This is a genomic window from Epibacterium ulvae, assembly GCF_018678075.1.
GTDB classification, from domain to species: domain Bacteria; phylum Pseudomonadota; class Alphaproteobacteria; order Rhodobacterales; family Rhodobacteraceae; genus Epibacterium; species Epibacterium ulvae_A.
Window position 1 is genome coordinate 259868 of record NZ_JAHHIR010000035.1, and the last position, 16990, is coordinate 276857.

The 16990-nt window shown below is 50.0% G+C and carries 16 protein-coding genes and 2 pseudogenes; 10 read left to right on the forward strand and 8 right to left on the reverse strand.

From position 1 onward, the window contains the following. Positions 1 to 12: 12 nt before the first annotated feature. From KMP13_RS10475 to KMP13_RS10490, 4 genes are all read right to left on the reverse strand, one after another. A complete protein-coding gene (locus tag KMP13_RS10475) occupies positions 13 to 222 on the reverse strand; it encodes a hypothetical protein (protein WP_215265796.1) in 210 nt (69 codons plus the stop codon). A gap of 332 nt (positions 223 to 554) precedes the next feature. After that, complete coding sequence (locus tag KMP13_RS10480; protein WP_215265797.1) at positions 555 to 1454, reverse strand: plasmid partitioning protein RepB C-terminal domain-containing protein; 900 nt, start codon at positions 1452 to 1454, stop codon at positions 555 to 557. After that, positions 1451 to 2350 (reverse strand): plasmid partitioning protein RepB C-terminal domain-containing protein, encoded by a 900-nt coding sequence (locus tag KMP13_RS10485; RefSeq protein WP_251363788.1) that lies wholly within the window; start codon positions 2348 to 2350, stop codon positions 1451 to 1453. Before KMP13_RS10485 ends, KMP13_RS10480 begins: the two co-directional genes overlap by 4 nt. Next, the gene (locus KMP13_RS10490) at positions 2350 to 3843 is read right to left on the reverse strand and encodes a recombinase family protein (protein ID WP_215265826.1); all 1494 of its coding nucleotides are present in this window, start codon (positions 3841 to 3843) and stop codon (positions 2350 to 2352) included. Before KMP13_RS10490 ends, KMP13_RS10485 begins: the two co-directional genes overlap by 1 nt. A 161-nt stretch (positions 3844 to 4004) precedes the next feature. On the opposite strand from KMP13_RS10490, the gene KMP13_RS10495 reads away from it, so the two are divergent. Next, the gene (locus tag KMP13_RS10495) at positions 4005 to 4382 is read left to right on the forward strand and encodes a hypothetical protein (RefSeq protein WP_215265799.1); all 378 of its coding nucleotides are present in this window, start codon (positions 4005 to 4007) and stop codon (positions 4380 to 4382) included. 257 nt (positions 4383 to 4639) lie between these two features. On the opposite strand, the gene KMP13_RS10500 is transcribed toward KMP13_RS10495, so the two are convergent. Continuing rightward, on the reverse strand, positions 4640 to 4885 hold the full coding sequence (locus KMP13_RS10500) for a helix-turn-helix domain-containing protein (protein WP_215265800.1): 246 nt from the start codon (positions 4883 to 4885) through the stop codon (positions 4640 to 4642). A gap of 239 nt (positions 4886 to 5124) precedes the next feature. On the opposite strand from KMP13_RS10500, the gene KMP13_RS10505 reads away from it, so the two are divergent. Together KMP13_RS10505 and KMP13_RS10510 are read left to right on the forward strand one after the other, a co-directional pair. Next, positions 5125 to 5547, forward strand: a complete 423-nt coding sequence (locus KMP13_RS10505) for a hypothetical protein (protein ID WP_215265801.1) — start codon at positions 5125 to 5127, stop codon at positions 5545 to 5547. A gap of 20 nt (positions 5548 to 5567) precedes the next feature. Beyond that, the gene (locus KMP13_RS10510; protein ID WP_215265802.1) at positions 5568 to 6137 is read left to right on the forward strand and encodes a metallophosphoesterase; all 570 of its coding nucleotides are present in this window, start codon (positions 5568 to 5570) and stop codon (positions 6135 to 6137) included. 76 nt (positions 6138 to 6213) lie between these two features. Here KMP13_RS10510 and KMP13_RS10515 read toward each other — a convergent pair whose 3' ends face one another. Next, positions 6214 to 6690, reverse strand: a complete 477-nt coding sequence (locus KMP13_RS10515) for a hypothetical protein (protein ID WP_215265803.1) — start codon at positions 6688 to 6690, stop codon at positions 6214 to 6216. Positions 6691 to 6939: 249 nt separating this feature from the next. On the opposite strand from KMP13_RS10515, the gene KMP13_RS10520 reads away from it, so the two are divergent. Continuing rightward, positions 6940 to 8061: a hypothetical protein gene (locus KMP13_RS10520; protein ID WP_215265804.1), complete on the forward strand. Its 1122-nt coding sequence runs from the start codon at positions 6940 to 6942 to the stop codon at positions 8059 to 8061. A gap of 196 nt (positions 8062 to 8257) precedes the next feature. Here the strand turns inward: KMP13_RS10520 and KMP13_RS20480 are convergent, their stop codons facing one another. Together KMP13_RS20480 and KMP13_RS10530 are read right to left on the reverse strand one after the other, a co-directional pair. Then, positions 8258 to 10429, reverse strand: coding sequence for an SEC-C metal-binding domain-containing protein (locus tag KMP13_RS20480; RefSeq protein WP_251363789.1), 2172 nt, complete (start codon positions 10427 to 10429; stop codon positions 8258 to 8260). Between the two features lie 67 nt (positions 10430 to 10496). Then, positions 10497 to 11183, reverse strand: a pseudogene (locus KMP13_RS10530) (IS3 family transposase); the annotation flags it as partial. 56 nt (positions 11184 to 11239) lie between these two features. On the opposite strand from KMP13_RS10530, the gene KMP13_RS10535 reads away from it, so the two are divergent. The 6 genes and pseudogenes from KMP13_RS10535 to KMP13_RS10560 form a co-directional block, all read left to right on the forward strand. Next, positions 11240 to 12076, forward strand: coding sequence for a Mu transposase C-terminal domain-containing protein (locus tag KMP13_RS10535; protein WP_215265805.1), 837 nt, complete (start codon positions 11240 to 11242; stop codon positions 12074 to 12076). Continuing rightward, positions 12076 to 13080: an ATP-binding protein gene (locus KMP13_RS10540; protein ID WP_215265806.1), complete on the forward strand. Its 1005-nt coding sequence runs from the start codon at positions 12076 to 12078 to the stop codon at positions 13078 to 13080. Before KMP13_RS10535 ends, KMP13_RS10540 begins: the two co-directional genes overlap by 1 nt. Continuing rightward, on the forward strand, positions 13080 to 14981 hold the full coding sequence (locus KMP13_RS10545) for a TniQ family protein (RefSeq protein WP_215265807.1): 1902 nt from the start codon (positions 13080 to 13082) through the stop codon (positions 14979 to 14981). Before KMP13_RS10540 ends, KMP13_RS10545 begins: the two co-directional genes overlap by 1 nt. Next, positions 14968 to 15471 carry a hypothetical protein gene (locus tag KMP13_RS10550; protein ID WP_215265808.1) on the forward strand — a complete coding sequence of 168 codons (504 nt, stop codon included), beginning with the start codon at positions 14968 to 14970 and terminating at the stop codon, positions 15469 to 15471. Before KMP13_RS10545 ends, KMP13_RS10550 begins: the two co-directional genes overlap by 14 nt. A gap of 91 nt (positions 15472 to 15562) precedes the next feature. Then, complete coding sequence (locus KMP13_RS10555) at positions 15563 to 16048, forward strand: hypothetical protein (protein WP_215265809.1); 486 nt, start codon at positions 15563 to 15565, stop codon at positions 16046 to 16048. Positions 16049 to 16897: 849 nt separating this feature from the next. Next, positions 16898 to 16990: pseudogene (locus KMP13_RS10560) on the forward strand (IS5/IS1182 family transposase); the annotation flags it as partial.

Consider the following 16990-nt stretch of genomic DNA (forward strand, 5'->3'; position numbering starts at 1 on the left):
AGCGGGTTGAAATCAATCAACGTCTCTTAACATGTCGAGAATGCCACGACGAAGACTGTCTCTTGCATCAAGAACTGTACGAAGCGCTTGTTCGAATTTTTGCTCTTCGCCACTGCCGAATGCATCCTTGATAAGTCGAAACTGGGCGTTCATGTCGCTTGCAAAAGCATATTCTTTTTCAAAGTTTGCGATTGGGATTCCCCCCAGGTTGATGGCCAGCATTTTTGTCTGAAATATGATACACGACCGATGCCCACTTCGGCCACAGCTTTCAACCTATGGGCGGTTAACATAACACCCGTTAGGCGACGTTCACGCTTCGTTATGGCGCGTGGTTTCACTCAAGGGTTGTCTGCGCGTGCGCCCAAAATTGACAAGCACGCGCAGACGGTCTGGAACAAATTGGCCGGACTGAGTGTCCGGCATGATGGGCCCAAGCGGGATCGCCGCCGTCCCCATCCCCGCACTCGATCCGCCCCACAGTGCGGCGTCTCCTGCGGTCCCCGCGCTTGATGGGTCCGGGTCCCCAAATCTTAGCAAAACGCTCAAATCAATCAGGATGCGAAAGCTTCCGTCTCCGTGATCTTCTCAAATGCGGGCACGTAATCTGAGTGATGCAGCGACAGATACCTTGTGATGCGATCGCAACTCATCAGTTTGGAGATGTACCCACGTGCGAGCACCAGATCGAGATGGTCGGTACCATAGCTGTCCTCAACAAGGCGCACTTCGCGTTCCAAATTCGCAGACTCGCGCTCCATCAAATCAAGTTGCTCACGCGATATCCCTCTGATCTGCTTCGGCGTTGCTGCCGACACCAGCAGACTTTCCGGCGTTGCCGCCAAAAGAGACCGTGCATAATTGATCGTGAACTTGTTCATGGCGACCATCAGCTGTGCTGCCTCGATCTGGCGCATCGGCTTCATCTTCTTAAGGATTTGAAATCCGGTGAGTGCGACCTGCTTGTCTTTCAGCATCTCTGCAGCCTCCGAGCAAATGCCGTCAAGCAGACGCCTCTTTTCTTGAAGCGTTCTGATGTTTACGTTCAGTGCTTTCGCCAATCGCTCTTCGGATGCACCAAGGGTTAACGCACGCAGGATCATTTTGTGTTCTTGGATAGTCGCAAGCCTGCTGATCCGCTTATTGTAGGTGAAGGCTTCGTCATCGGTGGAAATAATGCACGGGGTGTCCGCAGCACCTTGGTCCTTCAACACTTCTAGGCGCAAATGACCATCTAGCAATGTGTATTGCGTAGGGTCCCTTTGATCGCGCGACACAACGATCGGTTCGACGAGGCCAATCTCCGCAATGGATGCGGCAATTCGTTTGAATTTGATCGTTTCCTTTGTTTGCGGGCTTACGACATACAGTGGTGCAATATGATCAAAAGCAATGCGCAGCAAATTACGTTCAAATGCCGCTGCAACGACCCTTTCTTCGTCCTCAGTTGTCATGTGATGGCTCCTTCAGTCCGGGTCAATCGATCTGCAATCGTCTTGGGAATGTCGGAAAGGCCTTCGGCGCGCAAAAGCGTGACAAAATTTTCGTCTGAAAGCAGCGTCTTCAAGGACTGTGTCAGAAACAGGATTTCGCTTCGGGTCGCCCCGGCCTTGCGCAGCAGAATTTTCTTTTTCTCGACGTCGTTTTGGTATGTGCGTAGCAAAGTTTCGACTGAGAGATTTTTGCGGTTTCGCTTGTCAGATGTGCCACGCCCCTTACCAAAATTTTTGCGTGCTTCGACCAAGCGTTTCGCCGCCATGAGGCGACCGCCTCGCAAAACCTTACTTTCATAGGCCTGGCGCAACACTGCTTGCACACCAACATCATCGGCTTCGGCGATATCGACCGCTACGCTCACAGGGATTCTTCCGCTTTCAACGGCGCGCAGAAGTCGATGTTCATGGCTCTCCAATAACCGAATAACGCCGTGAACGTATTTGATCGAGAGTTGGGTCTTCGCGGCGATTTCACGTTCGGAATATCCACTGTCCTTGAGGCGCTTGATGTCCCTCAACAGTTCGAGTGAATGATGTTGTCTTCGCGCGAGGTTCTCTACCAAGCTCATCACAAGGCAATCCTCAGAGCTTGCCGTGATGACGACCGCCGGTATTTTCTCTTGTTTTAGGGTCTTGAAGGCCTCTAATCGACCTTGGCCGCAGACAAGTTCGTATGAAAGGACACCACTCTCATCATCTTTGCGGGCAGCAACTGTGATTGGACGTTTCAGACCAAGTTCAGCGATATTATCGACGATTTCATCAAAGACCTTTTGATTGCGGACCCGAGGGTTGACCACTGTGATCGTATCAACCGCAATCAATTCGGTATGTTCCTGCGGGGTATCAGACATCATGCGACCTCCAAGATTGAAGTGCGCTCGGCCATGGAGAAAAAATGGGCGAGGTCATCAAAACGGTATGCGTCGAGCGACAGACCGTTACTTTCCGAAAGGCGCAACTTTGGAAGTGTCATGTCAGCTGTAGGTATAAGGTAATAGTCAAGTGGCGCCTCATTGGCGCGGTCCATGCGCACAACCACAGTGATGTCCGGCAAGTGACCGGTATCCAGCCGTATGTTCCATCGATACGCACCAGCACCGGTTTGTGTACATCTGGCAATGACGACAGATGCACAAAATTCATGGTTGATCGTCAGCAGGCCGGATTTGGGATCTTGTTGAATGTGCCCGCCGATCTGTTCGATGCCATCCACCGTCTCAAAAATGATCCCGGAATGGATCTTCCGCAGACGTTTGTTGATCTCGATGTATCGATAATCTCTGTCGGGTGTGAAACCGACCAATCTGTAAGCCCTCAGTAAACTGCCAAACCTGCTTTGATACGCGCCGCTAGATGGTAAGGCGCTGGCTTCGTTGATTACAAATCCAGATAGAAAACCGTGAATTTCAAGTGCGTCTCGCAGTCCATCCAGCATTTCTTCATCGGAATAACGTTGAGCCCTTGCTGTGAAAACAGCACGAGCCGCAGCAAACAGTCCAGTATCTACGATCGCCTCAAACGCGCCTACGGATCGCACCCAATGTTCAGGGCTATTGCGTACGTGTCGCTTCTTCAGTTTGAAGGAGTTGCGATTCCAGATATTATTGCCGATATATTTTTCGTTTGAGAGTAGCTGGCGCACCACCGACGGAGTCCAGTCCCTGTCCAAGTCAGTTTTGATGCCCTTCGTATTCAAATCGGCCGCGATCGCGGCTTCTGATTTATTGTCGTCTACAAAGCTATGAAAAATCTGGTTCACGACCGCGATTTCATCGTCGGGGCCCGGTACAAGTGTTACACGGTCCGTCTGAATGCTCTTGTGTTCGCCTCGAGTAAGAACCCCTTTCTGGGTGCCGGCTTCGTCAATCAACATCCGCCGCAAACCAAACCCTGGCGGGCCGCCTTGACGATATCCCATCTCAATCAAACGAGACTGGCCTGCAAAAACCTTTTGTGACAATTCACGACTATATTCACCTGCCATTGCGCGTTTGACGCCCTTGACGATGGTGGAAACTGGGCTGCCGTCGTTCTCAAATTGCTCGGCACAATACTCGACTGCTATGCCTGCACGTTTGCAGATATATTCATAATATGCGCTCTCATCGGCATCCTGAAACCGACCCCAGCGGCTGATATCGTATACGAGAACGGTATTGAAATCTGTCTTTCCTGCTTGGATGTCCTCAAGCAACTGCGTCAAGCCATCTCGGCCTTCAATCCGTAATCCGCTTTTGCCGGAATCGGTATAAGTTTCAATGATCTGGTAACCGCGTTCTGCAGCGTAGCGCCCAATCGCGTCGGACTGGTTCTCGGTCGAGTAGCGCTGATGGTCTGTCGACATGCGAACATACTGTGCCGCTTTGCGCGCCTTTGGGTTGCGAGCCTCTAAATGATCGCGATCTGACAAATTCAATGCTTCTTCTCTCCTTCGTTCGGGTTCTTAAATTTGCACAGGTCGTCTGCGATTCCTTGTTCCATTTCTAACAGAGGAAGGGCGGCAACATGTTTCCTAAGACAGGCAACACTTTTCAAAACACGAGTAAAAAATTGAATCCGCAGGTAGAATATCGTGAAGCCATTTGGATCGCGTTGACGGCAGAGTTAGGTGGTACACATCAGGCGACCAAGACGACGATGCGGTGGACTGGAGTTAGCGAACGGACTGCACGAAACTGGATTTCAGGTTCTCATGCACCAGCAGGGGAACATCTAATCGAACTGATACGAAATTCTGATGCCGTACTTTCGGCAGTGCTCATCCTTGCAGGAAGAAGAGAGGCGAACGCCTTGGCACGCCTTGATGTGGTTCGAACCGAACTTCACGCCATGCTGAAAGCGATTGATATGATTGAAGGTCGGGAATCACCTCATCGGGAATAGGTTTGCCAAAATTGCGAGGTTTGCGCTTGAATGGCAATTTTATGGGGTCACGAATGGCAAAGTTGCTTGCAATGGCGTATTATCGTGGCAACGAATTCAAGGGTTTATAAAAGTGAAATGGCAATACTATGGGGCAATCCACAGCTTTGTCTGGAATTGAAACGGGTCAGCCGACACGGCCTTTTGCGTCACAAAACGACCTTTGGAATAGGTGCGGCATCGCTCCAACGCTTTGATTTAAAATGTAAAAATTGAGGTTACGCTTTATTGAGCGTTTCCTCAATTTTTCGAACCAACTCGGTCATTGTCATCTCAAGACCTTTGCTTAGGCCGTTTATCGTTTCAAGCGTTGGTCGGTGCTTCTTCGTCTCCAAAAGAGATACATAGCGCATCGACACATTCGCCCTGTGTGCGAGTTCTTCTTGCGTTAGCCCAAGCTCCAGTCGACGCTGGCGCACGACAAAGGCAAATGAAGTGAGTAACTTATCCGATAGTTCTTCCATCCTATCGGCATCATGGGTCTTTACCGTTTGGTCTATGAAGTATACTGTGAATGTGCGAACTTAGGGCGCTCAAATCTGGTGTGATCACATTTCTTCATTGAACCATGTGAAACTGCTTATGGGCTCAATTTGCGCATATGTGATGTCTGCAATACCGAGGGAAAAGTGATGAAATTAGGTATACATACAATCAGTGCTTCAGCGCTGCAAAATGCAGTCTTCGCCCAAATAAGATCAGAATGATGGATAAGGTTTCTCCTCGAACGCTAGGTTCCGTAGAAACATTTCGGGTGAAATTTGCCCCCGTCTTGGCGCTTAAATCGGCTGCTCAAGAGATGCCTCTAACTGCAAAACCCTTAAGTGTGACTGAGCAGCAGCAGGCGTGGGATGCTTTGGTGACTGTTGTTCCAGAAGTTCTGGCGCAATGTTCGGGCATAACGACCCAAACGGACCAAAAAGATACCTTTTTCACTCTGGTGCTTTGGGATTTCTTCAATGGGCGCGAGATATGCGTCAGCGTCGATAAACGTTGCGGATACAATTTGAGCATCCGAGCAGAGGAAATACGCTGGATGGAGACGCAATTGCCTCTGGATCTAATTTTTCTGAAATTACTGGCGCTCGACTACACACCCGAGGAATTTCGGGCTCTGGCGGGCTGACTGAACCGAAAGAACACTCAATGACAATCTGGTACACTGCCGACACGCATTTCGGCCATGAAAACATCATGCGGTTTTGCAATCGCCCCTTCGTGTCGGCATCACAGATGGATGGTGCGATGTTGGAAAAAATGTGGAAGGTGGTTGGCCCGGAAGACCAGCTTTGGATTCTGGGCGACTTTGCATTTGGCTCCAAGGCCAAGGACAGCACTTATGTTGAGAAAATTTTCAATCAGTTGCCGGGTGCTGAACGTCACCTGATTATCGGCAACCACGATCACAAACCAACACTGGAGCTACCCTGGGATTCAGTCTCTCACTTCGCTGAACTGCGTGACGGCCCCCAAAACCAGCTCAACACGCTCTGCCACTACCCGATGATCACTTGGAATCACGCTCGCAGAGGCGCGCTACAGCTCTTCGGCCATGTTCATAATAACTGGCGCGGGTCGCGCAATTCGGTGAATGTTGGCGTCGACGTCTGGGAATTCATGCCTATCAACTTTAGCGACATCGTGCGCCGGACAAAGAAGCTGTCACCGAACAAGCATTGGGGCGATGTCGAACATGAGGCAGAATTCGACACTTAGGCATTGAATGTTCGGAATGATGCGCTGCGCCGCGACAATCCAGACCGTCGGCAATGGTGGTTCTGGGCAGTACATCTCAAAATGGCTTATGCCCATTTAGAGGATTAAGAACATGGTAAAAATTCACCATGGCGTAGTCCATGACTTTGATACTGCCATCTTTAGCCAAGCCAAATGCGTTTGGCTTTCGATCGTTTAGCCAAGTTGGGAAATCCTTCAGTTGAAGGTGAGCTGCGTTTTCCAAAGGTTGCAGCCGTTCCATCAACAGGAATTTTGCGGAGTGCGAAATCGCAACCGATCGCGCAAAATATTTTGCTAAATGCGGATTGGTTTCGTTTCCCATGATGTCTTCGGCCATTTCTTGAACCGCGTGCCATACTGTCCACTCAACGAAATTACTGTAATGAAAAGGTCTGTGACTTTCTTTTATTACAAAATCCGGTGCCCCAATTGCACCAAAGACCTTACGCGTAGTTCCCTTACCAATTTCATCGTTGGGATCTATCAACTCTGTAAGAAATTGATCGTTCACTATTCCTTTTGGCATCTGCATAAATTTTAACCCTCCATTCCCAAATGGGGTTCAATATGTCCTTCTGGGCAATTTCGTCAACGTCGGCTTCGGAAAGGGGCCGCTTGACCAAATTCGATAGAAGTCATACCAACTAGTCGGCCTTATCGCAGGCCGGTGTGCCCGCCATGCAAAGCTAAGCAGCGTATTCAGCTTTGAATTGAAACTCTGCGTAAATTGCGCAGGATGATTAGCAGTGGGCACCTAGTCAAATCCTATCGGAGATGACACTTGATAGACTATCAGATGAAAAAATTAAGAATGCTGGGCAAGCGGTACGCGCGCGCGACCGCTATGGCGCACAATGAAGCTTTAAACGCCTTTGCAAAGGAGTTTGGGTTCGTTCATTGGAAAGCACTAAACGATGCGACGAAGGGCGACTGGCATCCGAACGACGAGGATGTCGCTCGGGCCGAAGCGTTTGTACGCGAAGCTGGCGCGAAGACGGGTCCAGTCGTCCCAAGCCCTGATACCTTGTTCTTCAAGGAACCAAAATGGGAGGAAGGTGAGCTTTGCGGCCACGCATACAAGATCGGAGACTGCTCCGGGGACGTCGTTGTCACTGGAAAAGGGTGGGACTTACGAGTTCCGGAAGCTCCATTTAAAGCACCGATCGTTGAGATTGATGAGCGCCACTCGAAAACGAGCCCGGTCAAAGATTCCCGCTTTCTGGCCAAACTCATTGAGATCGCTCAAGTGCGCAGCACACGAATACGCGCGCAAATGGCAGTCGATTGGCCTCGCCGATCGACAAAAGCGGATCTTGATGGGGTGGCACGCCACCCGCTGCGAGGTGGGGACGCCGCCAATTGGTATTGTCACAGCTGTGATGCGCAGATTACAGGTTCACAAGTGGCTGAGAACTATTGGCACTGCCCCAACTGCGGCACGCACCCTCTCAACATCCACGCTGAGCCGTTTGATGATCAGTTTCCCGGTGAGCCAGTGCAGACGCCAGATACGGCGCAACGAGAAAACCCGGAGGTGCGGATCGTTGAACCTAGGCATACTCTGCACTTGGATGAGGAAACCGTCTCAACACTAATCCGGTGTGCGTTGCTCGAAGACGCGACTTCAGTCAACGAACGGCTAGGCGCAATGCGAGCAGAAATCAGTCTCTTGGATGGAGAAGAGGTCTGGATCACATTTGACGAGATGCTGTGGCCCGAAGAAAAAGAGCCTAAGTCCGCATTAGCGGTTGCGGCAAAGCTCGGGCTTGAGTTGGAGCAAGAGATTTCCCAGTTCTCAGAACCGTTTGCCTGGCCTGAATTAGGCAGTATGACGGTAGAAACTGCCGAGTTCACGGCAGCGCTGTTGAAGGCCTATGAGCGGTACGGTGTAATAAAGCGATGACACTCTAGGTACTGCGAGTGAGTTGGGTGGTCGGAGTTGCAAACCCGACCACTCGATCCCGATATCACAGTGTGGGTTTTGGGGATTGAGTTTTGCCAGTCGCCACTCAATTGATCGGATCATGGCGTCTTGCTTGAACAGCATAATCGAACGTACGCGGTGGTGATCTGCAACGCAGCCGACGTCTATTCTGAAATTATCTTATGCAGCACTTTTTGTACTTCTTCCCGCTACCACAGGGACATTTCTCATTCCGACCTATTTTCCGGCGGCCCACATCTCTAGGTAAAGGTGATCGCTGGCTTGTTTTTGGCATGTCTTTGGTCGCGGCGCTCAAAGCCTCGTCGTGTTTCCAGGGAAACGTCAAATGGAGCCCAAATTTAGGAAGGCCGTCGCCTGAGCGTACAACCAAACCAAACCAGCTTTCAGCACGATGTGCATATTTTCTGAGTTCACAGTGATAGCGTAACTTTTCGAGAGCCTCAGTGTTTTGCAGTGATCCACAATGAACTGTTAGTCCGGCACTTTTGCCATCAAACCCGATGGTAAAATCATGATTTTCCCCATCTTCTTTGGCAAGTTTACTGATCTGACCGAGTCCACTATTTAGATCATCGATCGCTTCGCCACTTAGCTTCAAGAGCATAAACCCAAGATCAACCAAAGCCGGTTCTTGCTGATTTTCGATTGATCTTAGAATTCGCCCAACCAGGGTCGCTCCGAGTTTGGTCATGATACCGTTTGGCGTTCGATTACCTTCGATACCCTCACGCCTGACGGTCATCGCCGTGTCGAGCTCAATAGCAAGGTCATCCGTCAAGATCATCATATTGAGATCATCTTCAACCCAGAGGTTTTGTGTTAGGTGAAACCCCAAGATCGTAAGTTCATTGACGGACATGACACGTTGATCAAAGTTTGCCCGCCGGTTGATATAACTCAAAAACCACAGTGGATTTGGTAGCATTTCGGCTAGCACATCAATTAGAAACACGTCGGTAACCAAAGGTGCCTGAATCACATCGTCATGCTGATGCTCTAGAAAATGGCGGGCTTGAACTGCGAGAGCCGGGTAGTGATCGGAAACCACGCAGATTGGGTAGGCCTCTGAAATATTGGGGATTTCAAGGTCTGACCCTGCTTCGGTGACAAACCGTAGATCCGTGTCACTAAGTGCACCCGCGCATAAGAAAGCTTGATCGTAGGCATCTTGAACAGATTTCTTGAAATCCCCTCTGAGCTGCAGATCGTTTCCTTTGCGCGCTTCCAAGGTAAGTTTTTTTGATTTGCATTGGATAACCAAGGCGCGGTCTGCAAACAGCACGAGTATATCAACTTCGCAAACTCGGGATTTACCATCAAATACGTCAACGTTTTTATATACGTTGGCTTTCCCAAAAACTGACATTAACCGAGCAGCAACACATTCCTCTGTGAATTCGCCACGGTGTTTAAACGCGATATCTCTATACTTTTTGTCCTCGGCCATCCAATAGAATGGAGAGTCATAGAGCGCCTCAACGACCCCGTAAGTCTGTAGCGAAATGAATTCTTCGGCTTCTGACCTCAGGATCGGTAATGCATTTGCAACGTTAAAACTCCCAAGCGTCGAAAAGCCTGCGTTTGTGGGACCATCGGGCGCAGCCAGCGAGTTCAAAGCGGCTTCAACGATTTCGACCGGCAACGCTGCTTCCTTGCTTAGCTCTTCTAGGGAGAACGTGAACCCTGGCAACAACGTCCATTCTGACGGATCCAGCTTCGCCATTCCGTTCTTAGTTTCAATCAATTTGCGGTTTTGCAGTCGTGTTAATGCTGAAGCTATTGTATGACCGTCCGTAATCTTGAAACCTCGGTTGGCGACGAGCCAATCTTCATCCTTGGCGTATCTTTCGGCAGCGAAGTCTCGATATTGGAAGCTGTAAGCAGACTCCCCGCCATAGAAAATTGGCTCTCTCAAAACGTCACCGCGCCGGAAAGGGCTCTGCAATTCTGATGCACCGCCCGCAGCATGTTCGGCTGCAGCCTCTTTTATTGCGCCAAACATTGGCTGGCTTAAGCAGGCATGCATCTCACTTAGGAGTGCATGTGTTTTCTCGATCATAGATTGCATTTTCTGCGGTGACGGCATCGAGAAGTCTATCGGGCTTTTCATCATCAAGCCTAGCAGCGTAGAAAATTCGGTCCTTATAGTACGCGATTTGTCATATGACGCCGACATTGCCTCAGGTGTCATCTCTTTCGAGTAAGAAATGAAATTGTCTCGAAATGATAGGTATGCGAGGATGTGGATGTAGCCTTTGTTGCCGCAGAGAGCCTCGAGTTCGTCGAATACCTCCTGTTCGCTTCGCGTAGTCTCAAATGGCATCATCACAGTTATCCCAATTTCTCTTGTAACTTGCTGAAGTCGTGCTGATTGTTGAATAGCCCCTAGTTTGTTAGACGCCTTGCAGCTTCCGTTGTTGTTGCCTTTCAAAGGCCGCTGGCGACAACATCCCATTCCTAGCGTGTTTGCGCTTAGGATTGTAGAACATCTCGATGTAGTCGAACACGTCAGATCTTGCGTCTTCTCTGGTTTTGTATGTCCTGCGACGGATGCGTTCGCGTTTAAGCAGGTTGAAGAAGCTCTCGGCCACGGCATTATCATGGCAATTCCCGCGACGGCTCATACTGTGTTCCAGATTGTGGTGCTTGAGAAACGACGCCCAATCAATACTGGTGAACTGTGAACCCTGGTCTGAATGCACTAAAACTTTGTTGGTTGGTTTGCGTCGCCAAACGGCCATGAGTAACGCTTGCAACACCAAATCCGTTGGCTGGCGGTTTTGCATCGACCACCCCACGACGCGGCGTGAGAACAGGTCAATTACGACCGCGAGATATGAGAACCCTTCGTGCGTTTTGATATAGGTGATATCTGTTACCCAGACGCTGTTGGGGGCCTCGACATCGAACTGACGGTCTAACGTATTATCGACGACGACTGATGGTTTGCCACCGTACTTGCCAGGGCGGCGTTTATATCCGATTTGCGCGTATATCCCAGCCAATTTGGCCAGTCGGGCCACACGGTTTGGGCAACAGGTCTCACCCAGATCACAAAGATCATCATGCAGCTTGCGATGTTCCCAAGCTTCGGGGGCACGTTGAGAGGTTCTTCAATACGTTTGCCCTCGAGCTCATGCCTTTGCTCTCGGCGAGAACATTCTCCAACGTTGTGCAGAAAGGGGATTTCGAACCTGAAAAGATTGCGGCGCTGACCGATGACCAACTCGCAGAAGTCCTCATTCGTTTCGTGGTTGACGTTTACCATCAGAAACCTCATGCGGGCCTGAACGGACAGACGCCCGCCAATTGTTGGGCGGAGCAAGTTGAAAGGGTGGGGCGGCTAGCGCCGCCCGATCGACGCCATCGTTTGGCAGCTCTTGGTCAAAAGTACTCAAGAACCGTATCAGGTCGAGGCGTTCGGTTTTGTGGAATTCACTATACCAATCCCGAGTTGCGCGACCATTTCCTGAAATCAAACAAACGTAAGATCGATATTCGTGTCGATCGCAGCGACTTAGGTTGCATCGAGGTGAATCTTGAGGGCGGATGGGTGCCCGCGAAGCCCCTGGCGACAGGGTTTGACGGCATGTCGCTGGAGGCCTGGACCCACACGTGCCAGATACTGCGGCGTAAATATAAGGCCGAAGCTGACATCAACCAAAGCTGTATTGATCAGGCAATTGATGACATTTCCGAATTGGATCGGCAGGCTTGTTTGCGCATTGGTGTGACCCCGCAGGCTTTGACTCCTGAACAGGTAAATCAGAACCGCAAGAAGCTGTTCCTTGGTTTGAATGTCATTGCGGGTCAAGCTGATACCGGGAAGTCCAAGCCACGCGGCCTGCTTGGGCAGCGGTTTGCTGGGGGTGGGAAGACTGCAAGTTTTCCAACGCCAGTCATTGCACCAGATGTGGATGAACCGACACCAGATTTCAGCCGTGCGCCGACGTGGCGTCTGGAGGACGCGTAATGGATATCGGACGTCTTGACGAGGTCAGCCACATTGTGGCTGACCTATCCGCCCGTTTCGTTAGCCACGCTGGCTACAAAGAGCTGGAAACGGAATTTAACCGTCTCTTGTGGCGACGACGCGCAGATATTTCTGCTGGTCGAACACCAGAAGGTCGCGGGCTCATCGTCGTCGGGAATTCCGGCAGCGGAAAGACCACGGCTGTTGATCGACTGACAGCACGTCATCCGCAACTCAATCTGGGGCAGGATGGTTCGGTGAAGCTGGAAGCTCTGTCAGTTCGGGTTCCCAGCCCGGCGAGCTTGAAATTCGTGGGCGAGAAAACCTTGCATGGTTTCGGCCTGAAAATCGAGCGCAATAAGACGAGTAACTGGCTATGGGACAAGGTGCAGTTCCATGCCCGCAATCGCGGAACGCTCTTCGTGCACTATGATGAAGCGCAGGATTTCATCTCAAATTCCAAGGGCACCGAGATCAAACCAGTCATGAATACCCTGAAATCGTTTATGCAAAATAAGGATTGGCCAGTTGGCTTAATCTTATCCGGTCTACCTTGGCTCAAAGAGTTGATGAACCTCGATCCTCAGCTGTGGCGGCGTTTCAAACCGATCCACTTTCCTCAAATTTCTTACACCACGCATGGACCTGAAATCTTGGGTGTGCTTGAGTCCTACATCGACGCTGTGGGGCTCAAGACTGGCCAGGGAATCGACAACAGATTCTTCCTGCGCCGGTTAATACATGCTGCATCTTCAGAATTTGGCATCGCTGTCGAAATGATTGTTGGCGCGATCGAAGAAGCTTTGTTGGAGGACAGTAAAACCGTAAGTATCGACAACTTTGCCGAGATGTATCGATCTAGGGTCGGCTGCGTTGATGCGCTTAACCCCTTTGTGACAGACGACTTCAAAGTCGTTGATGCTGGCAAGTTGTTGGGCGGTGTCGATAACCTCATGCCTGAAAAGTTGAACCAGGCAATCGATAGCTATCGGAGGGCGAGCTGATGTCGAAGCCACTTCCTTTGAGCGTTGATATACTCCCTGCAGAAACACCAGCATCTTTTGCGGCCCGATTGGGTCGCAAAAATGGGATTGAATACGGCACGGACTTCTGTCTCGATATGGGTTTTCGCCTGCAAGATGTAGCGGACGGGAGGGCAGATGCCCTCTCGTCTCTCGCTCAGCTTGGCGGAGTCGACTTGAAAGTCCTCAGTCGCTTTGCCGTCGAGCGCATTGGCGAAACACAATACGCCGTGGCGGGACAGGAGCTAGAAAAGCGATGGATCCAAAGATCGCGACTTCGTTTTTGCCCATATTGCGTCGCGGACGATCTGAGTGATCAAACACGGCAGGGTGCGGCTCTCCAAGCATACTGGCATGTGCCATTCATAAGGACATGCTGCCGACATCAGATCCCTATCATGGAGATCGCGGAAATCTGTCACACAAGAGGACCGCATGATTTTTCGGGGCGGTTGCGTGATCTTGAATTCAGCCAAGATTGGTTTTCTAAAGAACGAACTCAACGATCACCGACCAAACTCGAATGCTATCTGACCAAGCGTATAGAGGGAGTTCCCCAAAACCCTTGGCTGGACAAATTACCTTTCAACGCAGTTGCAATGGCAAGTGAAGCATTGGGCCTCATGTTGGCATTCGGCCCGGACAAACAGATTGGGGGGCTATCTCCGGGCCAACGCTGCAAAGCCGGAGAAGCGGGCTTTGAAGTCGTTAGCAATGGTGAGGCCGCTATTCGCGCTTGCCTGAACGATCTACATGTCCAAGGCGGCGGACCGACATGGTTTCAGCGCCGGTTCTATGGCTATTTTTTCCTTTGGCTCGAGGCGTCCAAGTCTAAACTTTACCAGCCTATCAAAGAGATTATGCGTAAGCATATTATTGCGACCTATCCAATCGGCAAAGGCGAGGATGTCTTGGGGGCGCCATGCAAGCGTCGGCTAGTCCACAGTATCGCAACCGCCAAAGCTGCGACTGGCATCGAGCCGAAGAAGATAAAGCACATTCTTCATACAAATGGATTCCTAGATAAGGATCCGAAGACAGGGCAGTTTGAAAAGAATGTCCTTTTTCGTGCTGACGACATCGACCCGATCTTGCGAAAGTTTAATGGGTCGATCTGTCAGGTGGCGACGAGACGGCGAGTCAATGCGCCACGCGCGCAGTTTGATGTTCTGCTGGCCCACAACATCATCAAGTCGATCGGTGGCGCTGGTGATGCGCGGCCTAGTTATGATGTTTCAGAAATCGACAACTTTCTGAAACGGCTGTCGGACGGGGCGGTAATCACTGAGCAGCCATCCGATCAGTATGTCGATATCCAGACTGCATGTCGAAAAACGGTGTCGAGTGCTGCTGAGGTCGTAAACTTGATCCTAGATGGCAGGCTGCAATTTGTTGGTCGAGATCCATCCCAACATGGATACCTCTCTGTCTTGCTCGATCCCATTGAAGTGGCAGAGCAGATGCAACTGACAGCACCGAAGGGCTATATGAAACACGAGTTGGGTGGGCTTCTGGGGGTGAATGATCCAGCTGTGAAACACCTGACAACTAGTGGCCTGTTGCCGATAACCAAGTCGCGCCACCCGATTTCTCGGAAAGCGATATCAATCGTCTCGTATGCTGACATGGGTCAATTCTTAGAGACCTATGCGCCCGCAAAAACCCTCGCGGAAGCGTTGTTGGCGAATACTCGAACGATTGCAAATAGGTTGGAAAAGCTAGGTGTACGACCCATCGACATGCCAGAGGGGTGTCGGGGCCGAATTTTTGTGAAAGCTGATTTGCGTGCGATCGAAGTGGGTGTTGCGATGTTGAACGCGGTTTGTAACGTTGCCAGTTCAAGCAATTTTACACACGAGGAAAATTTCAATGAATATAGTTGACCCAGAGAAACTGATAAGCACTTCTGCAACTGGCTTCGCTCTGTCGGTTATGGCGCTGTTGCTGGCGGGTATGGAACTAGCGCCATCTGAGCTGATGCTTGCTCCAATTTGTTTGGGGTTGGTGTTTTCGCTCTGTGAAGCATTGCGGAACAAAAAAGAATGGAAAATGTGGTTGATGTTGCCGATTTGGGCATTTCTCATCCCTGCGTTTTTGCTGATATCTATCTTGGGTGGGATGAGGTTTTTTGGTTTTGAAGTGCTTAGTACCGATCAGACACACCTCTCTTTGATGGGTAACCTCGGGATCATAACTTTCATGCTAAGTTTTATGTCTCTCGGGTTTGCTAAGATTTGGATGGCTGGGATTGAAGACGGTGGTGATGATTTGGCCCACTGGAAGCGATATCTTCCGATCGAGGTCCCGATGTATCTGCCGACACTAATACTCGTTATTGCAATCTGCATTTATTGTTTCTGGTGGTTAGGTTAGTTCTTTTCGATGGGCAGAACCAAGGTTCAACTTGCAACTGGCCAACATTCAAGAGAATTTTCCGTGAAAATAACAAGGAATTCAGTGCACGATGTCGTTCTCTCTAAGCCGCAGGGCAAGTCTCGTTCGTTCGTTTGTGTTTTTAGCTATGGGCATCCTGTGGCTTGGGATGATGTACTTAATTATAAATGGATTTGTCTGGGCATTTAGTGACATTAAACTATCCGAAATCATGTCGACGACGGGAGATATCGCTACGGTTTTTGCATTTTCCATGGTCTACATGAGGAATTCGTTCATAAATTCATTTTCTTTAGACGTTGAAAAGCAGCGGGAGAAAATCTCTTTTTGGGGGGAGACAAAGAAGCGATTTAGAATATTCTTGTATGATGCGTTTTCTTATCTTCTTGCTTGGCATGCCGTAGTTGCCGTTCTTCTCCGGAGCGATCGACTTAACAATATCATTGCCGATATGACGACCGGATTGCTGACTTTTGCGATTATTATATCCTTTGTCGCGACTGCTTGGCTTTTGCTAAAAGGCTACAAGGAAGGTAGTGCTGAGGAAGAGAACTAGATAGACTAATGCGTACCGGCGTTCCTCAGCTCAGAGATTGAATGCCGACCTGAAGTGCTTTTCAAGAAAGCCAGACACTGGCTATGTATGTCGGCTTGTTGAGTTGCAGTCATTGGTCGGCTTCGTAACATCTAGAAATTTGGCTAAGACTAGGCCTTCACTGCAGAGAGCACGACCCCAGCTCAGTGATGTTGGGCGTGGCCTTAACTCATGGTCAATGATATTATCGATAGTGTTCGTCGTCGTGACTGTCGCCACAATCTGTAGAGGCTGTCGTACCTAGTTTGTCGCGAAAGCCTAAGTAACGAAAGGACAACTTTTATGACTCTAGTGGTCACTTTAGTATTAGGGCAGTTTCCGAAGCCACTTAAAAACAAGGGCTTAAAGATTTGAGAAAGGTCGTTTCGTGTGGTTTGCATCAGGAATGACAGATAAGGTGAAACTTTTTGACGCCGAGCCGCCAGTTTTTGACATCTAAACTGCAGTTTTGCGCAAATGGCATTGCTGGATGTAATTTCTCAAAAGTGTTCCAATAGAGCAGTTTTCAATCGTTCGCGGTAGTCTGACCGGAGCGCATTCCACATTTCTTGATATTCATCGAGGGAATATTGTGGGTAAGAATAGAGTCACAAAGTAGCTCCTCTGCCTCCGTCAGCCGCCGACCAGAAGGTTGGTATGCTGCGGTGGCCACCTTTGTTACAGCACATGGTTACTTGCGCGAAAATTAGGTGCGGACCGTAACCTAGTATCTGCAGCGCGGACAGCCAAAACCAATACTACGCTAGGGTCAGGACCCATTGATTTCCGTTTGTTTGCATGATTCACTGACCGAAAAATTGAACGGTGAACCTGTCTGATCTCTTCTGGCTGTCGGATGCGCAGATGGCGCGTCTTGAGCCCTATTTTCCGAAGTCCCACGGCAAGCCACGCGTTCACTGCCCG